This window comes from Leisingera sp. JC1 (assembly GCF_001679925.1).
GTDB lineage: Bacteria > Pseudomonadota > Alphaproteobacteria > Rhodobacterales > Rhodobacteraceae > Leisingera.
In genome coordinates, this window is sequence record NZ_LYUZ01000103.1 from 49,668 (window position 1) to 75,791 (window position 26,124).

24 protein-coding genes are annotated in these 26,124 nt (G+C 60.9%); 7 read left to right on the top strand and 17 right to left on the bottom strand.

Annotated features, from left to right (window positions below; all coding sequences use genetic code 11):
- Positions 1-122: 122 nt before the first annotated feature.
- Together A9D60_RS16120 and A9D60_RS16125 are read left to right on the top strand one after the other, a co-directional pair.
- Positions 123-836 carry an AzlC family ABC transporter permease gene (locus A9D60_RS16120; protein ID WP_065268537.1) on the top strand — a complete coding sequence of 238 codons (714 nt, stop codon included), beginning with the start codon at positions 123-125 and terminating at the stop codon, positions 834-836.
- Positions 829-1,122, top strand: a complete 294-nt coding sequence (locus tag A9D60_RS16125) for an AzlD family protein (RefSeq protein WP_065268538.1) — start codon at positions 829-831, stop codon at positions 1,120-1,122. The genes A9D60_RS16120 and A9D60_RS16125 overlap by 8 nt, the downstream gene beginning before the upstream one ends.
- A gap of 239 nt (positions 1,123-1,361) precedes the next feature.
- Here the strand turns inward: A9D60_RS16125 and A9D60_RS16130 are convergent, their stop codons facing one another.
- Complete coding sequence (locus A9D60_RS16130) at positions 1,362-2,801, bottom strand: aldehyde dehydrogenase family protein (RefSeq protein ID WP_065268539.1); 1,440 nt, start codon at positions 2,799-2,801, stop codon at positions 1,362-1,364.
- A 267-nt stretch (positions 2,802-3,068) separates the two neighbouring features.
- On the opposite strand from A9D60_RS16130, the gene A9D60_RS16135 reads away from it, so the two are divergent.
- Positions 3,069-3,722, top strand: coding sequence for a peroxiredoxin (locus A9D60_RS16135; protein WP_065268540.1), 654 nt, complete (start codon positions 3,069-3,071; stop codon positions 3,720-3,722).
- 113 nt (positions 3,723-3,835) lie between these two features.
- Here A9D60_RS16135 and A9D60_RS16140 read toward each other — a convergent pair whose 3' ends face one another.
- The 9 genes from A9D60_RS16140 to A9D60_RS16180 all read right to left on the bottom strand — a co-directional run bounded on the left by A9D60_RS16140 (position 3,836) and on the right by A9D60_RS16180 (position 17,027).
- A complete protein-coding gene (locus A9D60_RS16140) occupies positions 3,836-5,866 on the bottom strand; it encodes a glycosyltransferase (RefSeq protein WP_083194234.1) in 2,031 nt (676 codons plus the stop codon).
- 144 nt (positions 5,867-6,010) lie between these two features.
- Complete coding sequence (gene pnp / locus A9D60_RS16145) at positions 6,011-8,152, bottom strand: polyribonucleotide nucleotidyltransferase (RefSeq protein ID WP_065268542.1); 2,142 nt, start codon at positions 8,150-8,152, stop codon at positions 6,011-6,013.
- Between the two features lie 246 nt (positions 8,153-8,398).
- Entirely contained in the window at positions 8,399-9,718 is a 1,320-nt protein-coding gene (locus A9D60_RS16150; RefSeq protein ID WP_065268543.1) for a M16 family metallopeptidase, read from the bottom strand.
- Complete coding sequence (locus tag A9D60_RS16155; RefSeq protein ID WP_065268544.1) at positions 9,715-11,058, bottom strand: M16 family metallopeptidase; 1,344 nt, start codon at positions 11,056-11,058, stop codon at positions 9,715-9,717. Before A9D60_RS16155 ends, A9D60_RS16150 begins: the two co-directional genes overlap by 4 nt.
- 175 nt (positions 11,059-11,233) lie before the next feature.
- Positions 11,234-11,755: a DUF3035 domain-containing protein gene (locus tag A9D60_RS16160; RefSeq protein WP_065268545.1), complete on the bottom strand. Its 522-nt coding sequence runs from the start codon at positions 11,753-11,755 to the stop codon at positions 11,234-11,236.
- A 55-nt stretch (positions 11,756-11,810) separates the two neighbouring features.
- Positions 11,811-12,293, bottom strand: a complete 483-nt coding sequence (gene lspA, locus A9D60_RS16165; protein ID WP_065268546.1) for a signal peptidase II — start codon at positions 12,291-12,293, stop codon at positions 11,811-11,813.
- A 16-nt stretch (positions 12,294-12,309) separates the two neighbouring features.
- Positions 12,310-13,899 carry a bifunctional phosphoribosylaminoimidazolecarboxamide formyltransferase/IMP cyclohydrolase gene (gene purH / locus A9D60_RS16170; protein ID WP_065268547.1) on the bottom strand — a complete coding sequence of 530 codons (1,590 nt, stop codon included), beginning with the start codon at positions 13,897-13,899 and terminating at the stop codon, positions 12,310-12,312.
- Positions 13,900-13,923: 24 nt separating this feature from the next.
- Positions 13,924-15,666 carry a heparinase II/III family protein gene (locus A9D60_RS16175; protein WP_065268548.1) on the bottom strand — a complete coding sequence of 581 codons (1,743 nt, stop codon included), beginning with the start codon at positions 15,664-15,666 and terminating at the stop codon, positions 13,924-13,926.
- A 98-nt stretch (positions 15,667-15,764) separates the two neighbouring features.
- Complete coding sequence (locus tag A9D60_RS16180; RefSeq protein ID WP_065268549.1) at positions 15,765-17,027, bottom strand: RsmB/NOP family class I SAM-dependent RNA methyltransferase; 1,263 nt, start codon at positions 17,025-17,027, stop codon at positions 15,765-15,767.
- Between the two features lie 77 nt (positions 17,028-17,104).
- Here A9D60_RS16180 and A9D60_RS16185 point away from each other — a divergent pair, with 77 nt between their 5' ends.
- Positions 17,105-17,296, top strand: coding sequence for a DUF1674 domain-containing protein (locus A9D60_RS16185; RefSeq protein WP_019295137.1), 192 nt, complete (start codon positions 17,105-17,107; stop codon positions 17,294-17,296).
- 66 nt (positions 17,297-17,362) lie between these two features.
- Here A9D60_RS16185 and dapB read toward each other — a convergent pair whose 3' ends face one another.
- Complete coding sequence (gene dapB / locus A9D60_RS16190; RefSeq protein ID WP_065268550.1) at positions 17,363-18,172, bottom strand: 4-hydroxy-tetrahydrodipicolinate reductase; 810 nt, start codon at positions 18,170-18,172, stop codon at positions 17,363-17,365.
- An 86-nt stretch (positions 18,173-18,258) separates the two neighbouring features.
- Between dapB and rbfA the strand changes: the two genes are divergently transcribed.
- Together rbfA and A9D60_RS16200 are read left to right on the top strand one after the other, a co-directional pair.
- Entirely contained in the window at positions 18,259-18,654 is a 396-nt protein-coding gene (gene rbfA, locus A9D60_RS16195) for a 30S ribosome-binding factor RbfA (RefSeq protein ID WP_065268551.1), read from the top strand.
- Positions 18,651-19,400: a phosphodiester glycosidase family protein gene (locus A9D60_RS16200; RefSeq protein WP_065268552.1), complete on the top strand. Its 750-nt coding sequence runs from the start codon at positions 18,651-18,653 to the stop codon at positions 19,398-19,400. The genes rbfA and A9D60_RS16200 overlap by 4 nt, the downstream gene beginning before the upstream one ends.
- Positions 19,401-19,406: 6 nt before the next feature.
- Here the strand turns inward: A9D60_RS16200 and rarD are convergent, their stop codons facing one another.
- The 6 genes from rarD to A9D60_RS16235 all read right to left on the bottom strand — a co-directional run bounded on the left by rarD (position 19,407) and on the right by A9D60_RS16235 (position 25,297).
- Positions 19,407-20,309: an EamA family transporter RarD gene (rarD, locus tag A9D60_RS16205; protein WP_065268676.1), complete on the bottom strand. Its 903-nt coding sequence runs from the start codon at positions 20,307-20,309 to the stop codon at positions 19,407-19,409.
- Positions 20,310-20,495: 186 nt separating this feature from the next.
- Positions 20,496-21,902, bottom strand: coding sequence for a chromosomal replication initiator protein DnaA (gene dnaA / locus A9D60_RS16210; protein WP_065268553.1), 1,407 nt, complete (start codon positions 21,900-21,902; stop codon positions 20,496-20,498).
- 546 nt (positions 21,903-22,448) lie between these two features.
- Complete coding sequence (rpsT, locus tag A9D60_RS16220; protein WP_019295144.1) at positions 22,449-22,712, bottom strand: 30S ribosomal protein S20; 264 nt, start codon at positions 22,710-22,712, stop codon at positions 22,449-22,451.
- Positions 22,713-22,923: 211 nt separating this feature from the next.
- The gene (locus A9D60_RS16225) at positions 22,924-23,700 is read right to left on the bottom strand and encodes an enoyl-CoA hydratase (RefSeq protein WP_039184342.1); all 777 of its coding nucleotides are present in this window, start codon (positions 23,698-23,700) and stop codon (positions 22,924-22,926) included.
- Positions 23,701-23,763: 63 nt separating this feature from the next.
- Positions 23,764-24,615, bottom strand: a complete 852-nt coding sequence (gene mutM / locus A9D60_RS16230; protein ID WP_065268555.1) for a bifunctional DNA-formamidopyrimidine glycosylase/DNA-(apurinic or apyrimidinic site) lyase — start codon at positions 24,613-24,615, stop codon at positions 23,764-23,766.
- Entirely contained in the window at positions 24,608-25,297 is a 690-nt protein-coding gene (locus A9D60_RS16235; RefSeq protein WP_065268556.1) for a hypothetical protein, read from the bottom strand. Before A9D60_RS16235 ends, mutM begins: the two co-directional genes overlap by 8 nt.
- A 78-nt stretch (positions 25,298-25,375) precedes the next feature.
- Here A9D60_RS16235 and ubiE point away from each other — a divergent pair, with 78 nt between their 5' ends.
- Positions 25,376-26,122 carry a bifunctional demethylmenaquinone methyltransferase/2-methoxy-6-polyprenyl-1,4-benzoquinol methylase UbiE gene (gene ubiE / locus A9D60_RS16240; RefSeq protein WP_065268557.1) on the top strand — a complete coding sequence of 249 codons (747 nt, stop codon included), beginning with the start codon at positions 25,376-25,378 and terminating at the stop codon, positions 26,120-26,122.
- The last annotated feature ends 2 nt before the right edge of the window (positions 26,123-26,124 follow it).

Consider the following 26,124-nt stretch of genomic DNA (forward strand, 5'->3'; position numbering starts at 1 on the left):
GGTGCTGATGCGTTCAATATTTCAACCAATCGTTCACCTTGACGAACGGTCCGTTCGTTCGGTATAGAAGCCTGATGTTCGGTATAGCTGAACAGAACACCTGTTTCCAGAGGAGCCTTGCGATGGCCGTTCAGGATACCACCGCCCTCCCCGCCGTCCGCGGTCAGCTGCTGACCGGATTGAGGGATATCCTGCCGCTAGCGATCGGCGTCGCTGTCTATGGGCTGGCCTTCGGGCTTCTGGCGGCGCAGGCGCAGATGGACGGGCTGCAGACGGGGGTGATGGGGACCATCGTCTTTGCCGGCTCGTCTCAGATCATCGCGGTGGAGCGGCTGGTGGCCGGGGCAAGCGCCGGTGCGGCATTGCTGGCGGGGCTCGCGCTGAACCTGCGGCTTTTGCTGATCACCGCCTCGCTGCGGGATGAACTGGCCGGGCGGCCCTGGTGGCAGATCCTCCTGGGGGTGCATCTGGCCACGGATGAGAACTGGGCGCTGATGCACGCCATGCGCGCCCGCGGCCACAGCGCGGGCTACTGGTACCTGGTGGGCGGCGGTTTGGGGCTGGTCGCGGTGTGGGTGCTGGCCACGGTTGCGGGTGCAAGTTTTGCCAGCTCGGTTCCGGAACCGAAGGCCCTGGGCATGGATTTTGCCTTCACTGCCGCCTTCATCGCCATCCTGCGGTCCTTGTGGAGCGTCAGGGCCATGCTGCTGCCGTGGATCGGGTCCTCCGCCATTGTGCTGTTCGCCGGATTGATGACCCCGATGGATCCCACCTTGACGCTGATCCTGGGCGGGCTGGGTGGTGCTGCGATTGCCGGAGTGCTGGGCGTTGACTGAAACCTGGACGCTGATTCTTGGCCTTGCCGCCGCCACCTTTGCGGTGCGGCTCTCAGGCTATCTGCTGGGCCGGCGGCTGCCGGACCACGGCCCTTGGGCGCGCGGGCTGCAGGCGCTGCCGGGTTGCCTGATCCTGTCACTTGTCACCTATCTTCTGATGCAGGGCGGGCCGCAGGAATGGATGGCGGGCGCAGCCGCGCTGGTCGTGGCGATGTTCTCTCGCAGCCTGCCGCTGACAATGGCGGCTGGTATCGCAGTAATCTGCCTGCTTAGAGCCTACATTTGAGGGTCTCTCCCTCCCGGCCTGCCGACCTGTCCTGAAACAGGCGTACAGAAGGTCAGTCTTGCTCTTCAAACGCTTCTCAACCGCCCCTTGCCCGTGCACAGCACGGGCCACACCCAAGCCTGCAGGCGGCCCGGCGCAGCCGGGGAGTTGGAAGGCGCGGGAGCATCGCCCTCCGCCCTCACTCGCAAAAAGAAAGCCGCCCCGAGGGGCGGCTCTGCAATACTTCGCAGGCTAAGGGCTTACTCGGCCGCCCAGCCGCCAACAGCTTTGACTTCCAGGAAGTCCTCAATGCCCCATTTGCCGCCCTCGCGGCCCTTGCCGGACTGCTTCATGCCGCCAAAGGGCGAGCCGGCCGAGCGGGACTTGCCATTCATCTCAACCATTCCGGAACGCAGCGCGCGGGCCATGCGGTTGGCGCGGGCGCCATCCTGGGTCTGCACATAGTTGGTCAGGCCGTAAGGCGTGTCATTAGAAATCTCGATCGCTTCCTCTTCGGTCTCGAAAGGAATGATCGACAGCACCGGACCGAAGATCTCTTCCCGCGCGATGGTCATCTGGTTGTTCACATCGGCAAAAACCGTCGGCTTCACGTAGAAGCCCTTGTTCAGCCCGTCGGGACGGCCGGTGCCGCCGGCCACCAGTTTGGCGCCTTCGTCGATGCCTTTCTGGATCAGGTCCTGGATCTTGTTCCACTGCAATTCATTGACCACCGGGCCGATGTGGCGGCCTTCCTGATCTGCCGGGCCGACCTCTACCTTGGCGGCCACTTCCGCTGCCTCGGCAACCACGCGGTCATAGATGCTGTTCTGAACCAGCATCCGGCTGGGCGCGTTGCAGCTCTGGCCGGTGTTCTGCATCATGTGCAGCACGCCGCGCTTTACAGCTTTTTCGTCGGCATCCTCAAAGATCACATTGGCGCCTTTGCCGCCCAGCTCAAGATCAACCTTCTTAAGGGTGGGCGCCGCGGCTTGGGTAATGGCGATGCCTGCTCGGGTGGAGCCAGTGAAGGAGATCATGTCCACATCCGGATGGGTGGTCAGCTGGGAACCAACACCCGGGCCGTCGCCGTTCACCAGATTGAAAACGCCTGCCGGGAAGCCGGCTTCATGCATCAGCTCGGCGAAAATCATCGCGTTGAGCGGGCTTTGCTCTGACGGCTTCAGCACCATGGTGCAGCCGGCCACAGCCGCGGCGCCGACCTTGAGCGTCACCTGGTTCATCGGCCAGTTCCAAGGCGTGATCAGGGCGCAGACGCCAACAGCCTCGTGGATGATGCGGTCGTTAGGGCTGCGGTCGTTCAACGGTGCTTCAAACGGAAACTCCTTGGCCGCAGTGATGAAGTTGCGCAGGTGCCAGCTGCCAGCCCCGACTTGTGAAGTGCGCGACATGTCGATGGGCGCTCCCATCTCCAGCGACATCGCCTGGGCGAGATCTTCTGCGCGCGCTTCGTAGACGTCGATAAGCTTCTCAACCAGCGCGATGCGCTCCTCCACCGGTGTCGCCATCCAGCCTGGCAGTGCTGCCTTGGCAGCGGCCACGGCGGCGTTGGTGTCGGCTTCGGAACCCAGCGAGATCACAGCACAGGGGTCTTCGGTCGAGGGGTTGATTACCTCGAAGTCATTGGCGGCAGAAGGGGCGACCCACTGGCCATTGATGTAAAAGTCACGTTTCTCGATCATCTGGGAACTCCCAATTCAGACGTATTTCTGGCAGTGGATTGCCGGTTTTGCGGCCACTCTGTCACTGCGTCCCGGAGGGGGCAAGGGTCTTCGATGCATAATTTGATCAAATTATTGAGGGCGCTGTCAATGACCGTGTTTCGCGACGTCCTGCACTGGGCAAAGTGATAATTTGCGGTTTCCTTGCACGGCGGCTTTATCCTTGCGTTAGAGTACTTAAGTAGCAGTCAAGACGACTCGATACTTAACTGACAAGGAGATACCGCCATGGGTTTGCGCATTAACGACACGGTCCCTGATTTTACCGCGGAAACGGACCAGGGCAGCATCAGCTTCCATGATTGGATCGGCGACAGCTGGGCGATTCTGTTCTCTCACCCCAAGGATTTCACCCCTGTCTGCACCACCGAGTTCTCGGCGGTAGCGCAGTTGGGTGACGAATGGGCCAAGCGCAACACCAAAGTGATCGGTGTGTCGGTCGATGGCGTTGAAGACCACAAGAAGTGGAAGAAAGACATCGAGGAATACGGCAAGGCCACACCGGGCTTCCCGATCATTGCCGACGACGGTCTGGCGGTATCCAAGGCGTTCGACATGCTGCCTGCCGAAGCTTACCTGCCCGACGGCCGCACCCCGGCCGACAGCGCCACCGTGCGCTCAGTGTTCATCATCGGCCCCGACAAACAGCTGAAGCTCTCGATGACCTACCCGATGACAGTTGGCCGTAACTTCGCTGAAATTCTGCGGGCACTGGACGGGCTGCAGATGTCGATCGGCAAGGGTGTTGCCACCCCGGCAAACTGGGTCCCCGGCGAAGACGTAATTATCCCGCCCACCGTCTCAAACGAGGACGCCAAGGCGAAGTTCGGCGAGTTCGAAACCATCTTCCCCTACCTGCGCAAGGTGAAGGCACCGGAGTAAGCTACGGCAATTCGCGGGCAGCTGCAGCTTGGCGCGCAGCTGTCCGCAAATCTTCTGAACAGGCAGTGGAGCAAGCGGGGCTTTTCCAGCTCCGGATCTATCGCAAGCAGGTCTCAGAATCCCTTTTGGCTTCTAATGTCTCTGACTTCTTGCAGAATGATTGCACCATCCTCCCCCTCCAAGGTCTCTGCGAGCTGCAGCGCGATGTCAGAGTTGTCCTTGTTAATTTTCGCAAGCGACTTTTTGAAAAAACAAAACCCGTGTTTTTCCATCAGAAACCCAGGAAGCACGTAGCTGATGCCAATGCGTGCTGAAGTTGCCATGATGAAACGGGTCAGGCTTTCGCGCTGCTCCCGAGACTTCGTTGCATCCAGCAAAGGCAGGACATCATCCACAATATCCTTTGTCGGATAGTCATCCAGAAAGTTGACGTTTCTGGCATACTTGTTGATTTCCTCATCCGTGCATTTCGCAAGCATTTCCGGCAGAGTTCGGATGTCGTAGGTGGCACCGTGGGTGAAACCATTTTTGAGAACGAAACGCGTCATGCCAATTTCGCCCCGCCGGACCACTTTGTTCTTCTCTGCTGTCAGAGCATACCGTTTCCAATACTTAAGAAACCGCTTGGACGTCAGCAGGCTCGGTCCAATCGAAACGGCATAAGAACCATAGTGAAAATTGCGAAGCGACGTATCGTAGTCCCATTTAATTGCTTCAAACTGCTCTGGATAAACTCTGGAAATCCCAAAACTGGTCGCCGCCGCGGCGTAGTCGACCCCCAAAGCTTCAGCCTCAACCAGCCAGTTTTTGGAACCCGGCGCTGGAAACCAGCTGGAGTCATTCACCAATACCAACCGGTCAAGCGAAGCCAAGTCTTCACGCAGGGACAGGAAGGCATCGCGATAGCCTCCAAAATCGTAGCCAACGTTCGGCCGCTCCATATACCGCCAGCTGTTTTCTTTCAGGTATAGCTCATCCTCAGGCGTGAAAGGCAAATTGGACACCACGAGCGGCGAGTATCCGTTCTCAATAAGATATTCGAGGGAGCGCTTGTGACTCGGCAACAGGCCATTTCTCGGGAAAACGAGGAAGATCGCGACCTTTGGTGTCTGCGGAAGCCGGCCATCTGAACACTTGATTTTGTTCCGGCAGGACCAGTCATACCATGGCGTCGAAAAAAAGCGTTCATAGAAAGTCAAAGGCAATGATTTGAACTGCCGGCCTAGGCGCTTTAGCTCCCGTTTGACTTTCCAAAATGGCGTCTTTGTTTGGGAGATCATTTCTTCCGGGGAGAGGAAATTCTTGTTCGGTTTGCGCACCCCTTCCAGAAACCCCAAGTGTTTGGCTCGTTTACGACTGGAGAACAAGTTGTGCGGCAAAATCAACTGCCAGACCGCTTGCACCAGCAAGCGCTGCTTGGGGAACGGGATACCGTATTTTCGGAATACGTAAACTTTGGATTTTCCCAAGTGGTAGGCTTTGAACCTTGTGATCAAGTTGCCTCTCCCGGAAGAGTGGCCCGATTGATGGTTGATTAGTGCCGAAGGCAAAAAGACAAGCCTTCCACCAGCAGCGCGCACTATAAGAGACCAGTCATCATCCTCATGATACATAAAGATTGAGGGATCAAATCCATGGGACAAAAAGAAGTCCCGACGAACAAAGATCGCGGCCCCTGAAACCACCGGGACCTCGCACTCCTCTTCCGGCCAGCCCCGCGGCATCCATTCGCTGCGTGGCAGCAGCACTGAACGGCGCTTGAAATTCGGGCTGCCGTCACTGTTCGCGATCTTGGGTGTAAAGGCCGTTTGCGGCCCGTAACGGCCGGCAGCTTCCAGAAAGGCCTCTATGGACCCTGGCTCAACGGCAGCATCCGGATTCAAAAAAAGCAGAAACTCGGTGCTGGCTTCCCGCGCGCCGAGGTTGCAAGCGCGTCCAAAGCCCAGGTTCTTCTTCGGTGTGAGCACCTTGACGGCGAGGCGGCCGCTTAAAGCTTCCAGGGCTTCCGCGTCTTCGCAGGCGTTGTCCACGATAATGACTTTTACGCCATCCGGCAGAGAGGCAATCATTCTTTCAAGAACAGGTGCGCTCTTGTAGCTGACTGAAACGACAGTCACGTTTGAAGGTGAAAAGGAAGAACTCATACGTCTTTCTCAGCTCGCTCGAAGTAGGGCAGCCGCGGCTGCGCAGGCAGAGCACGCAGAGCAGCCAATCCTTGAAAACAGTCTAAAAGAATTGCAGCGCACCCCGTTGCACGGGGTGCGCAAATTCATAGTCCGATGCCTAAATCAGGCGTCTTCGGCGTTCTTTTTCTCCGGCTGGATTTCCTCGCCGGTTTCCTGATCGACCACTTTCATCGACAGGCGGACCTTGCCGCGGTCGTCGAAGCCCAGCAGTTTCACCTTCACTTCCTGACCTTCCTTCAGAACGTCCGACGGATGGTTCAGGCGGCGGTTTTCGATCTGGGAGACGTGCACCAGGCCGTCACGCTTACCGAAGAAGTTCACGAAGGCGCCGAAATCGACGATCTTCACGACCTTGCCTGTGTAAACCTGGCCTTCTTCCGGCTCCGCCACGATCGAATAGATCATGTCATAGGCCTTCTGAATGGCGTCGCCGTTCGGGCTGGCGATCTTGATCACGCCGTCGTCGTTGATGTCGACCTTGGCGCCGGACACTTCAACGATCTCGCGGATCACCTTGCCACCGGAGCCGATCACTTCGCGGATCTTGTCGGTCGGGATCTGCATGGTTTCGATGCGCGGGGCATGGACCGAGAACTCGTTGGTCTCGGACAGCGCCTTGGCCATTTCACCCAGGATGTGCATCCGGCCGTCTTTGGCCTGCGCCAGGGCTTTCTCCATGATTTCCGGGGTGATGCCAGCCACCTTGATGTCCATCTGCAGCGAGGTGATGCCGTTTTCGGTACCCGCCACTTTGAAGTCCATGTCGCCCAGGTGGTCTTCGTCACCCAGAATGTCGGACAGGATCGCGTAGGAGCCATCGTCTTCCAGGATCAGGCCCATCGCCACACCGGCAACCGGTGCTTTCAGCGGTACACCTGCGTCCATCATCGACAGCGAGCCGCCGCAGACGGAAGCCATCGAGGAGGAGCCGTTGGATTCGGTGATCTCGGAAACCACGCGCACGGTGTAGGGGAAGTCGGTCGGCGCCGGCAGAACCGCCTGCAGCGCACGCCAGGCCAGCTTGCCATGGCCGATTTCGCGGCGGCCCGGGGAGCCGACACGGCCCACTTCGCCAACCGAGTACGGCGGGAAGTTGTAGTGCAGCAGGAAGTTGGATTTGAAGTTGCCGTGCAGCGCATCGATGAACTGCTCGTCGTCGCCGGTGCCAAGGGTGGTCACAACCAGGCCCTGGGTCTCGCCGCGGGTGAACAGGGCGGAGCCGTGGGTACGCGGCAGCAGGCCGGTTTCCGACACGATGTCGCGGATCTCGTCGGTCTTGCGGCCGTCGATACGCTTGCCGGTCTTGACCACGTCGCCGCGCAGGATGCCCGCTTCGAGCTTCTTCAGCGCGGAGCTCAGGTTGGCATCTTCCAGCTGCTCTTCGGTCAGCTTTTCCTTGATGGTCTCACGGGCAGCGGCAACAGCGGCGGTGCGCTCCTGCTTATCGGTGATCGCAAAGGCGGCGCGCATCTCGGTCTCACCTGCGGCTTTGACCGCCTCATAGAGGTCAGCGTAGTCCGGCGGGGTGAAGTCGAAGGGTTCGTTTGCGGCTTCTTCCGCCAGCGAGATGATCAGGTCGATCACCGGCTGGATCTGCTCGTGGGCGAACTTCACCGCACCCAGCATCTCGGCTTCGGACAGCTCGTAGGCTTCCGATTCAACCATCATCACCGCGTCCTTGGTGCCGGCAACAACCAGATCCAGGCGCTGCTCGGGGTTGAGGCGCAGGTCCTGCATATCGTCGACGGTCGGGTTCAAAACGTATTCGCCGTCTTCGAAGCCTACGCGCGCACCCGCGATCGGACCCATGAAGGGCGCGCCGGACAGAGTCAGCGCAGCGGAGGCCGCGATCATTGCTACGATGTCAGGGTCATTGACCAGATCGTGGCTCAGCACGGTGCACATCACCAGCACTTCGTTCTTGAAGCCTGGGACGAACAGCGGGCGGATCGGACGGTCGATCAGACGCGCGGTCAGGGTTTCTTTTTCGGTCGGGCGCGCTTCGCGCTTGAAGAAGCCGCCGGGCACCTTGCCCGCAGCATAGTATTTTTCCTGGTAGTGCACGGTCAGCGGGAAGAAGTCCTGGCCGGGCTTCTGCTGACGGGCAAAGGTCACGTTGGCCATGACCGAGGTTTCGCCCAGGGTGGCAATCACAGAGCCATCAGCCTGGCGGGCAACCTTGCCGGTTTCCAGTGTGAGCGTCTCTTCGCCCCACTGCATCGATTTTTTCGAAACGTTAAACATCTAGCGTATCCTAATTGGGAGCACTCCCGGCCCTCCGGGTCTCCCGTTTGCGTGGCGGCCCCATTGCCGCCGGCCCCATCTATCTTTCTTTCGCGTGCCGGGGCCCTGGCACATCGTCTCAGACAGGCCCGCCCATACAGGAGTTTCAGGCAAAATGAAAGAGAAAGCGGCAGGGTGCCGCCGCCGTGGGCGGCGGCGTGCTAAGCCGAGGCTGCTGGCGGAGACCCAGGCCGCGCCTGACCCGCGTCAGTTGGTGGTTTCCAGTCCTTCCGGGCGGCCTGCGATGGTGAAGTGCAGCCCGTCCGGATCCAGGAATTCCGCCGCAAAACGCTTCACATCTTCCAAGGTGACAGCGTTGATGCGGTCATTGCGGGTCTCCACATAGCTGATCGGAAGATCATCCATCTGCATTCCCGCAAGAATCGAGGCGATTTGGCTGTTGCCGTCGAACCGCAGCGGGTAGGCACCGGTCAGGTAGGTCTGGGCATCCTGCAGCTCTTTCTCCGTCACCCCTTCCTCTGCCATGCGGCGCCATTCATTGCGGATCACCTCCACCGCCTCAGCCATCTTGCCATTGGCGGAGGCCACTGACCCCATGTAAACGGCAGCGAGATCCCGCGGCACCAGATAGGAATAGACCCCGTAGGTCAGACCGCGCTTCTCCCGCACTTCGCTCATCAGCCGGGTTTCAAAGGAGCCTCCGCCCAGGATCTGGTTCATCACATAGGCGGTGAAAAAATCCGGGTGCTCGCGCTCGATCCCTTTCTGGGCGAACAATGCAACGGATTGCGGGGTTTCGAAATCGACAACGGTCACGCCGCCCTCAATCGTCACGTCGGCAGGACCCGGAATTGGCGCACCTTTTTCCGGCAGCGCGCCCAGAAGGCCATCCAGTAATCCGCCCAGTTCATCTGCCGTGATGTCACCAACGGCACTCACATAGAGCCTATCGCGGGCAAAAACGGCCTCATAGGCGTCGAAAATGTCCTGACGGCTGAGCGCGGCAACCGAGTCCAATGTCCCCTTGCCATCGCTGCCATAGGGGTGATCACCGTAGGCCATTCTGGCAAAAGCCAAACCGGCAATGTTGTTTGGGTTCTTGGCGTCGGAGCGCAGCCCGGCCAGAACCTGGGCCCGCACCCGGTCCAGCGCATCCTGGTCGAACCGTGGCTCAAACAGGGTCTGGCGCAGCAGCGCAATGGCATCATCGCGGTTTTCAGTCAGGAAGCGGGCGGAGATAGAAACCGAATCCTTGTCCGCATCATAGCTGAAGTCAGCGGCAAGGGACTCCAGCGCCCGCGCATAATCTTGCGCGCGAAGATCGCCCGAGCCCTCCTCCAGCAAACCTGTCATCAGATAGACTCCACCGCGCTTGCCCGGCGCATCCAGAGACGTGCCGCCGCGGAAACGCAGCTCAAGCGCAGAGAACGGTATCGAATGGTCCTCTACCAGCCATGCAGTGATGCCGCCGGGCGAGACCACTTCCTGGATCTCGATTTCGGCCCAGGCAGGCAGCGCCATGAAGCAAGCCACCAAAGCCCCCGCCATGTATTTCAGCATGCTCATTGGGTCACCTCCTGGCTGCGCGTCATCCAGCCTGTCACCGATGTTTCAGGGCGCAGAACTTCATTCGCGGCGGCAATGATCTCGTCCGCAGTGACTGATTGCAGGATCTTTGGCCAGTCCTGCACATCCTTCACCGTCAGCCCGATGCTGAGCGCCTGGCCATAACGGTTGGCGATCCCATTCACGTTGTCGCGGTCATAGATTTCGGCGGCGCGCAATTGCAGCTTGATCCGCTCCAGCTGGGCCTCGTCCACGCCCTCCTCCAGAAAACGGGCAAGGGTGGCGTCCAGCGCCGCCTCGGCCTGTTCCATGCTAATCCCTTCCGCAGGCACGATCAGCAGGGTAAACGACGTATCGTCCAGGGTGCTGCCCGAATAAAAGGCGCCCGTGTAAACGGCGACCTGCTGATCGAACTGCAAAGCGTTCGCCAGGAATGAGGTATTGCCCCCGCCCAAAAGCTCAGCCAGCAGGTAGAGCGCGCCGGCCTTCTGCTGATCACCGCTGTCACGCTCCGGCGCCAGATAGGACCGCTGAACATAGGGTTGCGCGACGCGCGGGTCCTCGAACGCAAGCCGGCGGGCGGCTGTTTGCGGCGGTTCCTGGCTGCGGAACCGTTCCGGCAAATCCGGGTTCGGCGGGATCGCGCCATAGTATTCTTCTGCCAGCACCTTCACCTCATCCGGCTGCACATCGCCGGACACCACCAGGATGGCGTTGTTGGGAGCATAATAAGTTCGGTAGAAGGACAGCGCGTCCTCCATATCCAGGCTTTCCATCTCATGCCGCCACCCGATCACCGGCTGGCCGTAACGGTGGTTCAGGTACTGCACTGCCCGCAGCTGCTCCCGGAACAGAGCAACTGGATCATTGTCAGTGCGCTGGTTGCGTTCTTCCAGAATGACTTCACGTTCGGTGGCAATATCCTCCTCGCTAAGGCGGAGGTTGGTCATCCGGTCGCTTTCCATCTGCATCATCAATTCCAGCCGGTCGGCAGCGACGCGCTGAAAATAGGCCGTGTAATCATAGCTGGTAAACGCGTTGTCCTGGCCGCCATTGGCGCGCACGGTGGCCGACAGCTCACCTGGTGCCAGCTTATCAGTGCCCTTGAACAGGAGGTGCTCCAGGAAATGGGCCACACCGGACTGGCCCGGCGGCTCATCCGCGGATCCCGCCCGGTACCAGACCATTTGCTGAACCACCGGTGCACGGTGATCCTCGATCACCACCACATCCATGCCATTGTCCAAGGTGAAGGCGGTAACTGCCTCGTTCTCTGCCCGTGCCGGGGCGGACAAGACAGCGCTCAGCGCCGCGGCGGCCAATGTGATCCTCTGGATCATCTGGCTTCCTCCAATTTCTGCACCTTTGCCCTTGCCCGACAGGGTGCGGTTACTGCTCTATTGTTCATTTTGATCAATGCAGCCACAATTCGCCGCCCATTGCCAGCAGAAAGACTGCTGTCAACCTACGTCGCGGCTGGCATCATGCAAGTGCGGCTGGCGGAAAAGTGAGCGTTCAGGACTCTTCTTCTGGCGGAGAAGACGGCGTTGCCGCCCCCGCCTTGCGGAACTGTTCGCTCACGGCAAACGGATCAATGCTGTGCTTGCGGTACAGCTGCTCGTAGCGGTCAACCGGCACGATCTTGATCCGGCCCAGGTGGCGGTTGCGGTGGCGGAATTTTGCATCTTCCGAGGCCAGCGTCTCCCGCACTCCCTGCTCAACCCCATACCGGCTGGAAGCGGTGACCAGCGCTGCATCGCCTGACGGCACGCCGGCAGCAGGAACAAGCGCTCCTGGCTTTCCGCCCAGAGCAGCGACAGCGTCAGCACTCGGATTGGGATCGGTCAGGTTGCTGCCGCCGGGGGTCGGTGCGGGCAGGGCCGCATAGCTGTCCGGTGTGCTCAAAGGTTTGGACGGCAAAATCAAAAACTCATCCGGGCCGGACCCTGGTTTCTGCAGGACGCGCAGCCCTTTTTGCGCGCAGCCGGACACTGCCAGCGCGCCTGCAAGAACAATCACTCCGAACGGGATCCGCATTGCCCCAAACTCCTGCCTGTTTCCCAGCGCTTTTAACGCAATTGCCTGTCGAGGTCTACGCAGGCTTTTTGCTGCGCCCGTCAAAGAAGATAAGCCCGGCCGCGCCGCCGAAAATGAAGATATCCGCGACATTGAACACAAACGGGTTCTGAATACCGCAGCAGGATGTGTTAAGGAAATCGAGAACGTAGCCGTAGAGCAGGCGGTCCACGACATTACCCAAGGCGCCGCCGATCACCAGCCCGGCCGACAACTGCATGCCTCTGGATTTGCTCTGCCCGCGCAATATCCACACGGCCAAAGCAATGCAGATCGCCACAGACAGCCCAATCAGGATCCAGCGTGCTGCCTCGTCGCCGCCACCGAACAGGCCGAAGTTGATGCCGGTGTTCTCGCCATAGCGGAAGTTGAGGAATGGCGGCAGCACGTCGATCCGGTGGCGCTGATCCAATCCCATCCAGTGGACCACCAGGTATTTACTGGCCTGGTCCGCCAGGAGGGAAAGGACCGCGCCCCAGATCATCCAACGTGCTGCCATGACTTAGCTGCCCTGCTTAGTGGCGGAAGTGGCGCATGCCGGTGAACACCATGGCGAGGCCTTTTTCGTTGGCCGCCTTGATCACCTCATCATCGCGCATCGAGCCGCCCGGCTGGATCACGCAGGCACCGCCCGCGGCGGCTGCTTCCAGCAGGCCGTCCGCGAAGGGGAAGAACGCATCCGAAGCCACCGCGCAGCCCTTGGCGAGGCTTTCTTCCAGCCCCAGTTCGGCAGCCATGCGGCCCGCCTTGGCTGCTGCCACATTGGCGCTGTCCAGACGGCTCATCTGGCCCGCACCGACACCGACCGTTGCGTTGTCCTTCACATAGACGATGGCATTGGACTTGACGTGCTTGGCGACCTTCCAGGCAAACAGCAGGTCCTGCATCTGTTCGTCAGACGGGGCCTTCTCGGTCACCACCTTCAGGTCTTCCATGCCGACGTAGCCAACATCCTTGTCCTGCACCAGCATTCCGCCTGCCACCTGCTTGTAGGCCACGATGGGCTTGCGCGGGTCCGGCAGGCCATCGGTCAGCAGCAGGCGCAGGTTCTTCTTGGCGGCAAAGATTTCCTTGGCTTCGTCAGACGCACCCGGGGCAATCACCACCTCGGTGAAGATCTCGGTGATCTTTGCAGCAGTGTCCGCATCCAGCGGCTGGTTCAGAGCCACGATACCGCCGAATGCCGAGGTGCGGTCGCAGTCAAACGCCTTCTGATAAGCTTCCGCCAGGGTTGCGCCTTTGGCAACACCGCAAGGGTTGGCGTGCTTGATGATCGCAACCGCGGGGCTGTCGGCCGGATCAAACTCCGCCACCAGTTCATAAGCTGCATCTGTGTCGTTGATGTTGTTGTAGCTCAGCTCCTTGCCCTGCAGCTGCACCGCGGTGGCAACACCCGGGCGGTTCGAACCATCAGTGTAGAAGGCCGCTTCCTGGTGGCTGTTCTCACCATAGCGCAGAGTCTGTTTCAGTTCACCGGCAAAGGCGCGGCGGCGCGGGGTCTTTTCTTCGATTGCAGAGGCCATCCAGTTTGACACCGCAGCGTCATAGGCAGCAGTGCGCGCATAAGCGGTCTGCGACAGACGCTGACGGAAGGCGTAAGAGGTCTGACCGTCATTGGCGTCCAGTTCAGCCAGCAGCGCCTCATAATCCTGGACGTCGGTCACCACGTTGACAAACAGGTGGTTTTTGGAGGCCGCGCGGATCATCGCCGGGCCGCCGATGTCGATGTTTTCGATCATCTCATCGTAATCCGCGCCGCGCGCCAGCGCTGCCTCGAACGGATAGAGGTTCACAACCAGCAGATCGATGGCGCCGATGCCATGCTCATTCATCGCAGCGACATGGGTGTCATTGTCGCGCAGCGCCAGCAGGCCGCCATGCACCATCGGGTGCAGGGTCTTCACACGGCCGTCCATCATTTCCGGAAAGCCGGTCACCTCAGAGACGTCTTTGACTGTCAGGCCTGCATCACGCAGCGCCTTGGCGGAGCCGCCGGTCGAGAGCAGCTCGACACCGCGCGCGGCCAGCGCCTGGCCCAGCTCGATCAGGCCGGTCTTGTCGGATACGGAAAGCAGCGCACGGCGTACGGGGTGAAGGTCGGTCATGGCAGGGCAGGTCCTTTTAAAGGCTCAGTCAAACGTCTCGGGTTCGTCCCGGTTCAGGTCTCGCACGGCAATGGCAGTCTCCTGCGCTTTGCTGAGCGTCCACCGGACGCGGGTGGCATATCCCATCGCCCGCCCGGATAAAACGATCTGCTTTGCCGCACGCGGCTTCAAGCGGGTCTTTTCCAGGAAAACGCTTGGCTCCAGCCGCAGATGGCAGGCGCCGTCATGACGGAACACCCAGATTTCCCCGCTCTTGAGCGCCATGGATACTGCTGCGCCGCCCAAGTCAAGGGTTGCATCCACCTCCGGGTGCAAATGCAGGCGGATATCAAAGCTGACACCGCCATCCGGGTTGTTTTTGCTGACCTTGTCAAAACGGGCCTTGGCCGCATCTTCCAGCGCCAGAAGCATGTCCTCCCCTGCCAGGGCACGGCCGTCAAAAGACAGATCGAGCGTGCGGGCATGGGTCAGGCCGAAATGCGCGGCATAACCGTTGTGGCCGCCCTGAAACCGGAAGCCGTCAGACAGTTCAGCGAGATCCAGCGGAACATCATCCGGCGCCTCAATCAGCTCCTCATGGCCGGTGGTCTTATGCGGAGCCGAAAGCCGGGCGCTGGAGTGGCCTTCGATACACAACGTGCTGTGTGAGGGCGTCGCCCGGCCGGCGCGGCGCCACTCCACACCAAAGGATTCGCCCGATCCGCAATTGACGATCAGCGGCCGCCGCCCGGAGGTCAGTTCAAAAGCCAATGTCGAGGCATGACCGTTGTACGAGGCCTTGCCCTTGGGCGGTGCCGAAGCATCCACGATAACCGAGGTCCGACGTGCCGACAGCCGGGCGAAGCCCATCGCCAAACCATCCGCATGGCGCTCAGCCACATGGCTGGCAGCCAAGGCGTGATCCAGCCGCCCCTCCAGCCCGCGGCCACCGCCGTGAAACCGCGCCAGCCCGCCATCGCTGTGGCGCAAGGTGCGCAGGGTCGGCGCGATCCGCTCGATGGCAGCAATGTGGGCAGGCGGCACCATCCGTCCCGCCTCGTGCAGGGCCGCAGCAGCCCAGGTCAGGAGGGTGAACACCTCCAGCAGTTCTTCCGGATTGCGGGTCGGCAGGCCACCCTGCTCATCGATCTGGGAGTCGCACTCCGCCGCCAGCGCCCTGACCGCCGGGTCCGCCAGTTCTTCGCGCCCCTGCAGGGCCAGACCGGCATAAATCAGCCCGCACAGCGCCTCAAACCGCGGCAGGCCCGGCGCAGCCCCTTGCCAGCGTTGCGCCAGGTACCAGGTCTGCCGCGCGAGGGAGCCATAGAAAGCCTCGGTCTCATCCTTGTCCTTGCCGCTCAGCAGGAACAGCGCGTGGTTGATCCAACGGATCACCCGGCGTCCGGTCAGATCCGGCAGCCAGGCCAGCCCGCTGCCGCGCCCGTGCTGTTCGATCCAGCCCCAGACCCACTTCTGCGCCTTTAGCCGCGCCTTGAAATCGCCAACAGCCGCCAGATCGTCGAGCCAGGCAAACCCATGCCGTTCCGCGTCAAAGGCCGTGTCTGGCGCCGCAACTTCCCACAGCCCGGTATCCGGCGATTCGACCAGGTAGCCGGCAAACAGCAGATTGCCCGCGACCAGCTGCCGCCCGCGGGCAAAACTGCCGATGGTGCGAGGCTCAGGCTGCGAGACAAAACCGGTTGCAGCCGGCTGGCTGCGTGCCCGCCAGGCATAAAACCGGTTCAGCAGCCGGGTTCCGCGGCCTGCCATTCTGTCAAAAGTGGACATGCTCTGTTGCCTCACGCCGGGTTTTCCAGGGCGTTTTGGCAGGAGCATAGCGTGGGGATTGGATCAAGTCACCGGCGAATGCCGGAGACGCCACACCGTCACGCGGATTTGCGCAGAAGGGCCATGTAGAAGCCATCCATGCCGCCGCGCTCCGGCCAGTAATCCGGGCGCAGGCGCAGGCCGCCTTCCTCGGTGATCCAGTCCGCATTGACGCCAGGCACTGTCAGCGCCTCACGGTCTGCGGCCATTTCCGGGAACATGTCCAGCGCCTCCTCGACCTGGCATTCGCCCTCATCCGGCAGCAGCGAGCAGGTGCAGAACATCAGACGTCCGCCGGGTTTCACCAATGTCCAGGCGTGAGCCAGCATCTGTGCCTGCAGCTCGATCAGCTCTCCGAATTCGCTGCCGTCTTTGGCCTGCGGCAGGTCCGGGTGGCGGCGGATCGTGCCGGTGGCTGAACAAGGCGCGTCCAGCAGCACGGCGTCATACTGGCCGGTCTGCGCCAGCGCGTCCCCCACGATCAGTTCCGCCTGCAACCCGGTGCGCTCCAGGTTTTCCTTGAGCCGGGCAACCCGGCCCTCTGAAACATCAACAGCTGTCACCTTTGCTCCGGCAGCTGCCATTTGCATGGTCTTGCCGCCCGGTGCCGCGCACAGCTCCAGCACGTTTTCTCCGGGCTGGACGTTCAGAATGGAGGCTGGGAGCGCGGCTGCGGCGTCCTGAACCCACCAATCGCCGGTCTCATAGCCCGGCAGAGCGGAAACCTGGCCCGCATTGGCGAGCCTGACAGAACCAGTTGGCAGCACCTCTCCGCCAAGCCCACCCAGGTCCGCTCCGGGCTTGCCGGTGATATCCAGCGGCGCACCGGCAAAATGCGCTGCCTCCATGCCCAGCATCACCTCAGCGCCCCAGGCCTGCACCAGGGGTTTCCGGATCCAGTTCGGCAGGCGCGGCGTGCGCAGTTTGGCCCATTCCGCCGGACCTTCGTCTGCGACCTTCCGCAGAACAGCATTGACCAGCCCCTTGAGCTGCCCGTGACGCCGGTGTTTCGAGACGATGGCCACCATAGCATTCACGACCCCATGCGCCGCGCCGCCCGAGCACAGCTCCACCGTCCCCAGCCGCAGGGTGTTCATGACGGTCAGAGGCGGCGACTTCTTCAGGTGCTTCTTCAGCACCCGGTCGGCGCGTTCCAGGCTGCGCAGGGTTTCCACAGCCAGCCGCTGCGCACGGGCGCGTTCATCCGGTGCCAGCTTTTCCAGCGCCCCGGCGGCATAGCATTCCGCCAACAGCCGCCCCTCTCCCAGCACCTGATCCAGCAGGTAGACCGCGGTGCGGCGGGCGTGGTTGGCATCTGACATGGGGTAACTCCTTAGGGCGCGCCTTGTGCACGCGGGACAGGGGCGTATATCATGCGCAAAGAATAAAGGAACCCGCGATGAGCGACGACACTGCGCCTGTGAAGAAAGACCTGCCGCCCGCCGCACAACGCGCGCTGGCGGAGGCCGAGGAACGCCGGAAAGCCGCCGAGGCTGAGGAACCGCGCCCCAAGGAGCTGGGCGGGCGCGATGGCCCTGATCCGGCACGTTACGGCGACTGGGAGAAGAAGGGAATCGCCGTCGATTTCTGATAAATCGCGGGTGCCAGCTCTCACGCTCCCCAAGGGCAGCGGCCCTTCTGGGCCGCCGTTCAGACTTTAAAGCCCCAGCACATCCACCATGTCGTACTGGCCCGGGCCCTTGTCCTGGCCCCACAGCGCGGCTTTCAGTGCGCCTCGGGCAAAGATTGCACGGTCAGTGGCCAGGTGGCGCAGCACGACGCGCTCGCCTGCTGCAGCAAACAGCACGTCATGCTCCCCCACGATGTCGCCGCCGCGGATAGCGGTGAAGCCGATGTCGCCGCGCTTGCGGGCGCCGGTAATGCCGTCCCGGCCGGAATCACGCACATCCGCCAGTTTCACACCGCGGCCCTCAGCAGCAGCTTCACCCAGCATCAGCGCGGTGCCGGAAGGCGCGTCGACCTTGTGGTGATGATGCGCCTCGATCACCTCGATGTCGAAATCCTCATCCAGCGCGGCGGCAACCGTTTTGGTCAGCTGCACCAGCAGGTTCACACCCAGGCTCATGTTGCCCGCGCGGATGATCACCGCGTGGCGGGAGGCCGGTTCCAGCTGGGCAATCTGCTCATCGGTCATGCCAGTGGTGCCGATCACATGCACCGCGCGGGCCTGCGCCGCCAGCTTGGAAAACGCCAGCGTTGCCTCGGGCGCCGTGAAGTCGATCACCGCCTGGGCCTTAGAGAATGCCTCCAGTGCGTCAGACGTCACGGTGACGCCAACCGGCGCGCCGCCCATTGCTTCGCCCACGTCGCGCCCGACCCATTCGTGGCCCTCACGCTCCACGGCTCCAGCCAGAGTGGCCTTGTCGCTCTCCAGCACTGTCTTGATCAGCATCTGCCCCATGCGGCCCGATGCGCCGGTTATCACGATCCCTGGTTTGTGAGTCATTGGCCCATTTCCTTGTTCAAGCTGGTTTTGTCCTACATCGCCGGGCAGCGCTTGGCAAAGACTGCGATCCGGCATAGATCGGAACTATGGCAAAGAACAAATTCCACGATGGCCCCGGCCCCTCCCAGCGCCAGCTTCGCGTCGGCGAACTGATCCGTCGCTCGCTCTCTGAAGTGCTGGCGCGCGGTGATGTGCATGACCCGGACCTGAACCGCATGTCGATCACGGTCGGTGAGGTCCGCACCTCCCCCGATCTGAAAATCGCAACCGCCTTTGTGCTGCCCTTGGGTGGCAAGGGGCAGGAGGACGTGCTGAAGCTGCTGGCCCGCAACAAAAGCGAACTGCGCCGGATGGTCGGCAAAAAGCTGGGCCTGAAGTTCACCCCGGACCTGCGGTTCCGCTTGGACGAAACCTTCGACCAGATGGACGAAACCCGCCGGATGCTGAGCCAGTACGCGGTGCGCCGCGACGTGGAAGAGTGATCCGCAAGGCCGCTTTTCTGCTGACAGCGCTGGGGACCGCTCCCGCGGCCGGTGCGGTCGAGTGCAGCGATGTGGCCTATGAGGGCAACCGGTACTCGATCTGCGAGGTGGACGCTGCCAAGGAACAGCTGCAGTTGTTCCTGAAGGATGGCGAAGGACAGGTTTACGGGCATTTCTCCACCTTGGAAGGGGCGCTGGCCGAGGACGGCAAATCACTGGCCTTTGCAACCAACGCGGGCATGTATCACACGGACCGCTCCCCCGTCGGGCTTTATGTCGATGAAAGCGGCGAGGCGATGCGGCTGGTGACCAATGCTGGTCCAGGCAACTTCGGCCTTCTGCCGAACGGCGTGCTGTGCATCCGTGATGGCAGGGCAGATGTGTTTGAAACCCTTGCGTTCGAGAAGGCCGCACCCGGCTGCACCTATGCCACACAGTCCGGGCCAATGCTGGTCATTGATGGCGAGCTGCATCCGCGCTTCCTGGCCGATTCCGACAGCTATTACATCCGCAACGGTGTGGGCACCTCAGCGGACGGCAGACGCGCGATCTTTGCTATCTCGCGCAACGCAGTGACGTTTCACCAGTTCGGCAGCTTGTTCCGAGACCACCTGAATCTGCCCAGCGCACTGTATTTCGACGGCAACATCTCACGCCTGCACGCGCCGCCGCTGGGCCGCAGCGACGCCGGTTTCATGATGGGCCCGATTGTGGGCGTGACCGAGGACAAGCAGCCGGCTGACTGAAACCCCTCAACCCGGGCGCTTGCGCATCTGCCGGATCATTGGCACCGAGTAGATCACCAGCGCAGCCCAGATCATCGGAAATGCAATCATCCGGGCGCGGCCGAATTCTTCGCCGAACAACAGCACCGCTGCCAGCATGATCATCGTCGGGGCAATGTATTGCAGGATCCCCATGGTCGAGAGCCGCACCAGCTTGGCGCCATTTGCATAGACGATCAGCGGCACAGCAGTCACCACGCCGCAACCTAGAAGCAGCCAGGTGTCCGTCAGCGAGACACCAAAACTGCTGCTGCCCGTGCCTGTCAGATAAGCGAAGTACCCCAGCGCCGGCGCCAAAAGGATCAGCACTTCAAGCAGAAACCCCTGGTTGGGCCCGATCGGCAGAGACTTCTTGAAGAAAGCATAAAAACCCCAGGACAGAGTCAGACCAACTGCCACCCAAGGCACCCTGCCCGCCTCCAGCGTCAGCACCAGCACTGCCGCCGCGGCCAGTGCGACGGCGGCCATTTGCGCCTTGCCAAGAGGCTCACGCAGCAGCAGCGCACCCAGCGCGATACTGAACAGCGGGTTTATGTAATAACCAAGCGCCGCATCCAGCGCCCGCCCGGCCGCGATAGACCAGACGTAGATACCCCAGTTAACAGAAATCAGTGCCGCAGTGATGCAGGCCATGCCGAGCATCCGCGGATTTTTCAACGCCGCGCGCAGGTCTTTGGTCCGGCGCAACACGATCAGCAGCGCGCCTGCCACCGGCACTGACCAGATCACCCGGTGCGTGACGATCTCAGCCGCCGGAATGTGTGAAAGCGCCTTCATGTAGAGCGGCAGGAAACCCCAAAGCAGATAGGCGGTGATGGCAAAGGCCAGCCCGCGGGGCGTATCCAAGTTCTGTGGGGTCTGATCTGTCATGCCGCGTTCCTCATCCAAGGCGCTGTTATGACCGGTTTTGCACGCAATGGAACTTCGTTTTCTGTGATACCGGGCATTCACCGCTGTTATGGGTCATCACTAGCGGCCCTGGTACACACAAAAAACGGCCCCGGAATCCGGGGCCGCAGTGCTAATTGGGGTTTGCAATTTCAGCTAACGCGGGTGTCAGGCTTCCAGAGACCGGCGCAGCATTTCGACGTCCTCGGCGATCTGGCCGTCAGTCAGCTTCAGCTCCTCGATGCGCTTCACACCATGCATCACGGTGGTGTGGTCGCGCCCGCCGAACCGGCGGCCGATCTCGGGCAGCGAGCGGCTGGTCAGCTGCTTGCACAGATACATCGCCACCTGGCGCGGGCGCGCATAGGAGCGCAGGCGCTTGGGGCCGATGATATCAGACATGCGGATGTTGTAATACTCGGAGACCTTGCGCTGGATTTCCTCGACGGTGATCTTGCGCTCGGAGGCGCGCAGAACGTCCGCCAGGCAGTCCTGGGTCAGGTCCATGTCGATCTCGCGGCCAACCAGCGAGGCAAAGGCGAACAGCCGGGTCAGCGCGCCTTCGAGAACACGCACGTTGGTTGAGATCCGGTGCGCCAGGAACTCCAGCACGCCGTCCGCAATGCGCAGGTCCGGATAGGTCTCGCGCTGCTGCTGAACCTTGGTCTGCAGGATGCCCAGACGCAGCTCGTAGTCGGTCGGGTGAAGATCCACCACCAGGCCGCACTGCAGGCGCGACTTCACCCGCTCCTCCAGATCCTTGATCTCGCCCGGCGCGCGGTCGGCAGAGATGATGATCTGCTTGTTCTGGTCCACCAGCGCGTTGAAGGTGTGGAAGAATTCTTCCTGGGTCGAATCCTTGCCGGCGATGAACTGGACGTCATCCACCATCAGCACGTCGACCGAGCGGAACAGGTGCTTGAAGTCCATCATCTTGCGCTCGCGCAGGGCCTGCACAAAGCGGTACATGAACTGTTCCGCCGACAGGTACAGCACGTTCAATGAAGGATTCTTTTCCTTCAGCTCCCAGGCGATGGCGTGCATCAGGTGGGTTTTACCCAAACCCACGCCGCCATACAGAACCAGCGGATTGAAGGTGACCGGACCACCTTCGCCAACGCGGCGCGCGGCAGCATGGGCCAGCTCGTTCGGCTTGCCGACGACAAAGCTGTCGAAGGTGAAACGCGGGTCGAGCGGTGCGGCCTGAAGGGCCTCCAAGGTGTCCTTGCCCGAGGAGGAAGAAGCCGCGGGCGCAGTCATCACGGCCACATCACCGTCAGCGCTGCCGTATGCCTCAGCCGCAGCGGCGGATTGCACCGGGCGCGCCGGGCTGTTCGCCGCCACCCGGAAGGCCAGGCGCTGCACTTGCTCGCCTGACATCGTCAGTTCATGCAGAATCAGATCTGCAAAGTTCTGGCTGACGTAGTTACCCATGAAATTGGTCGGCACTTTGAAGACGGCAACCCCACCGTCCACGGCGTCAAATTCAAGCGGCTCAATCCAGGTCGTAAAATTGTTTTGGCCGACCGTCTTCAACAGCCGGTTTCTGAGCTGTCCCCATTTTTCTTCTGTCATGCTGCGCCTCACGCATCCCCAAAAAAGCAGCGGCCCCTTTGCCGGGCCAATTCTATTCTTACCCCCAACCACCCGGGGGGCATTCACGCACAGGGTTACCGTGTACGGACCAGCAGTGGCCGCATTACCCGAAGGCATGACGTTCGCTTGGAACAGCAGAACAGACCGCAAAATGCGGCAGATTCGCCGTTACGAACAGTATCGCACACAATTGAGACAAGGCTGCTGACCATAACCGATACAGCAGTGGATCACGGCATGTTAGCGCATCAAGTACGCGTCATGCCGAGCAACTTGGCAATCTTGATGCCCGTCAAGATTGCCGCGAGCAGCCTGTCCCCCCAGCGAGTGAATCGCTGATACAGTGGTAGCAATTTGAGGGGGGCAGCGGCAACGAAACTATGATGTTGACTCTGTCTTTGGCGGCAAAGAATCTCCTGCGCCCAGCGAGTCCCGGCAAGGGTTTTCCCAAAAAACAAGGCGCTGCAATCTGCAGCGCCCTGACAACTTTTCAAAGGCCCGTGAGCCTGCTCAGCAGAGCGAATCTCAGGCCAGTGCCTTCACGCGCGCGGACAGGCGCGAGATTTTCCGGGAAGCGGTGTTTTTGTGATACACACCTTTGGTGACGCCGCGCATCAGCTCGGGCTGAGCCGCGCGCAGAGCTGCGGTTGCTGCTTCCTTATCGCCGGACGCGATGGCTTCTTCAACTTTACGCAGGAAGGTGCGGATGCGCGAACGACGGGCTTTGTTAACGGCAAAGCGCTTTTCGTTCTGACGTGCGCGCTTCTTGGCCTGGGGCGAATTTGCCATGGTGTCTGACCTTATCTTCGGGTTCTGTTTCAATCGGACGCAATGCCAGCCAGCCCCGGATCAGTCACCGGTGTGATTCTAGCCTGAGCGGGCTGCACGCGCATGTATGAGGGCGGCGTTTACCCAACTCTGCATGGAAATGCAAGTGCACCGGCCCGGAATGCAAAACGGCGGGCTGTGCAGCCCGCCGTTCCGGTTTCTGATGTGCCGCTTACTTGTCGCGGAACTGCGCTTCGCGCTTTTCCAGAAAAGCGGCCATGCCCTCTTTCTGGTCTTCGGTTGCAAACATCGAATGGAACACGCGGCGTTCGAACAGAATGCCCTCGCTCAGCGGCAGCTCATAAGAGCGGTTCACCGCCTCCTTCACTGCCATTGCAGTCAGCTGCGATTTCTCGGCGATCTTCTGTGCTGCCGCGGTGGCTTCCTCGATCAGCTTCTTCGCTGGCACCACGCGCGATACTAGGCCTGCACGCTCCGCCTCTTCGGCATTCATGAAGCGGCCGGTCAGATTCATGTCCATCGACTTGGATTTGCCCACGAACCGGGTCAGGCGCTGGGTGCCGCCGATGCCGGCCACAACACCCAGGTTGATTTCCGGCTGGCCGAACTTGGCAGTTTCGGCGGCGATGATGAAGTCGCACAGCATCGCCAGCTCGCAGCCGCCGCCCAGCGCATAACCGGCCACCGCAGCGATCACCGGTTTGCGGATCGCCGAAATGCGGTCATTGGCGTCGGCAAACAAATTGGTGGAAAACACCTCGGTGAAACTCAGTTCCGACATCTCCTTGATGTCGGCACCGGCAGCAAAGGCTTTTTCCGAGCCGGTCAGCACGATGCAGCGCACCTTGTCGCTGGCATCGGCCTCTTCCAGAGCATCGCAGAGCTCGCCAATGAGCTCCTTGTTGAGCGCGTTCATCGCCTCCGGGCGGTTCAGCTTGATAAGGCAAACGTGGTCCTGCACATCGACGGTGATCGTCTCGTAGGCCATGATTTCTCTTTCGGTTGTTCCGTTCAGATCCGAGTCCTTACCAAAAGGGTTCCTTTGATCAAGCTATCTTTGGCACTTTACACAGTAGAAGGTGGAACGCCCCGACTGGGTGATTCTGGCAATTGACCCGGCGCAACCCTCGCGGCGGCAGGCCTCGCCCTCGCGGCCGTAGGCATCGAAACTATGCTGAAAATACCCAAGTTCTCCAGAAGCTTGCCTGAAATCCTTGAGCGATGACCCGCCCGCGCGAATGGCATCCTGCAGCACGTCCCGGATGATCGGCACCAGCGCCGCCACCCGATGCGCGGCAATCTGCCCGGCCTTACGGCGTGGCGAAATTCCCGCACGGAACAGCGCTTCGCAGACGTAGATGTTACCAAGCCCTGCGATGATTCCCTGATCCAGTAATGCGGATTTCACCGGTGTGTTTCGTCCCTTGAAGGCGGCCACAAGATGATCCTCGTGGAAATCATTGCCCAAGGGCTCCGGCCCCAGCACCGACAGCAGCTTGTGGGTATCGGCGGTTGCGGTTTCCAGCAGATCCATCGCCCCGAACCGGCGCGGGTCATTGAAGGTGATGCGGGCGCCATTGTCCATGTCCAGAACAACATGGTCGTGCTTCTCCGCCTGCGGGTGCTCATGCACGAATTGCCCCAAAGGGTCGCCCGACACGGTCATACGGCCCGACATCCCGAGATGAATGAGCAGCGTCTCGTCTGTGTCGAGATCAGCCAGAATGTATTTCGACCGCCGCCTGAGGCCATTTACACGCGCCCCGGTCAGCCTCTCTGCCATCCGATCCGGGAACGGCCAGCGCAAATCCGGCCGATTCACCGCCGCCCTCACGATCACCGCCCCCTCCATCGCAGGCGCCAACCCGCGTTTCACCGTCTCGACCTCGGGGAGTTCAGGCATCGTTTACTTCCTGCATGCGGTTGCCGAACAGCTGGACCATCAGCCTTAACTTCGGATCATCCCTCGCGAGCAGTTCCAGAAGCTGGCGGTAGCCGGACATGCGCGGAACAACCCGCAGCCGCTGACCCTCGCCAAATTCAAGATAAACGCCGCCAGCAATCGTCTTGTTGATCGGGCGGACCTCTTGAAGTCGGGACAAAGGTAAAACCAGCCGTTTCCGAAAGAGAGCCTGCCGTTCGATTGTCTCGCCGTTGAAGATGATACGGGTAAAGGAAAACACGATCATCCAAAGGCTGAGAATGCTGAAACCGATCCCGACAACAACAGAAAACCAGGCCTTCCAGGACGGTTCTGGCTGCTGAAGCTCTGTCAATGCCATGAAAACTGCGCCGCCACCAAAGAAGAGCAGGCAGAAGAAGGCGATGGGCAGTAGTCTGATCGGCTTCATCACCAGCACATCCTGCTGGCCTACACCTGTGGGATGCGCCTGAGTAGCCCGCTTTGCCTCTGTGTTCCAACCTGCGTAGTTCTGCTCGTGGGAGGATCGGATGGCCCGGCCAACCAGCCGGTACTTGAGCCAAATCAACCCCAGCCCCACGGCCATGATGGCTGAAAACACGCCTGGGCTGGATTGAAATGCTGCCAAAAGGGTCATGAATTTCTGCGCGATTGCTTCAAACATCGATCCGCGTTGTTTTGTTCATTTGTCTATCCGGTCCGGACGCTATATCCCGGGCAAAAGTGAATCAAGGTGCGCCTCATGACAGAAAACAAGACCACCCATTTCGGCTTCGAAACCGTCCGCGAGGAGGAGAAGGCCGGCCGCGTGCAGGGGGTCTTCAATTCGGTCGCCTCGAAATACGACATAATGAATGACGTGATGAGCGTCGGTATTCACCGGGTCTGGAAGGACGCGATGATGGACTGGCTGGCGCCGCGTCCCGGTCAGCGGCTTTTGGATGTGGCAGGCGGCACCGGCGACATTTCCTTCCGCTTTCTGAAACGCGCAGGGTCCGGCCACTCCACCGTTCTGGATCTCACCCGCCCGATGCTGGAGGAAGGCCGCAAGCGCGCCGAAGCCGAGCAGATGGCCGACAGCCTCGACTGGGTCACCGGCGACGCTATGAAGCTGCCGTTCAAGGACAACACCTTCGACGTCTACACCATCTCCTTCGGCATCCGGAACGTGACCCGTCCGCAGGAAGCCCTGAACGAAGCTTACCGGGTGCTGCGCCCCGGGGGTCGCCTGATGGTGCTGGAGTTCTCGCAGCTGCCCAATGACGGCCTGCAGAAGCTTTATGACCTCTATTCATTCAATGTGATCCCGCGGATGGGCCAGATGATTGCGGGCGACTATGACAGCTACCAGTACCTGGTGGAATCGATCCGCAACTTCCCCGATCAGGAGACGTTTCTGAGCATGGTGAAACAGGCGGGCTTTGAGAACGCGAAGTACCGCAACCTGTCGATGGGCATTGCCTGCCTGCATTCCGGCTGGAAGATCTGACC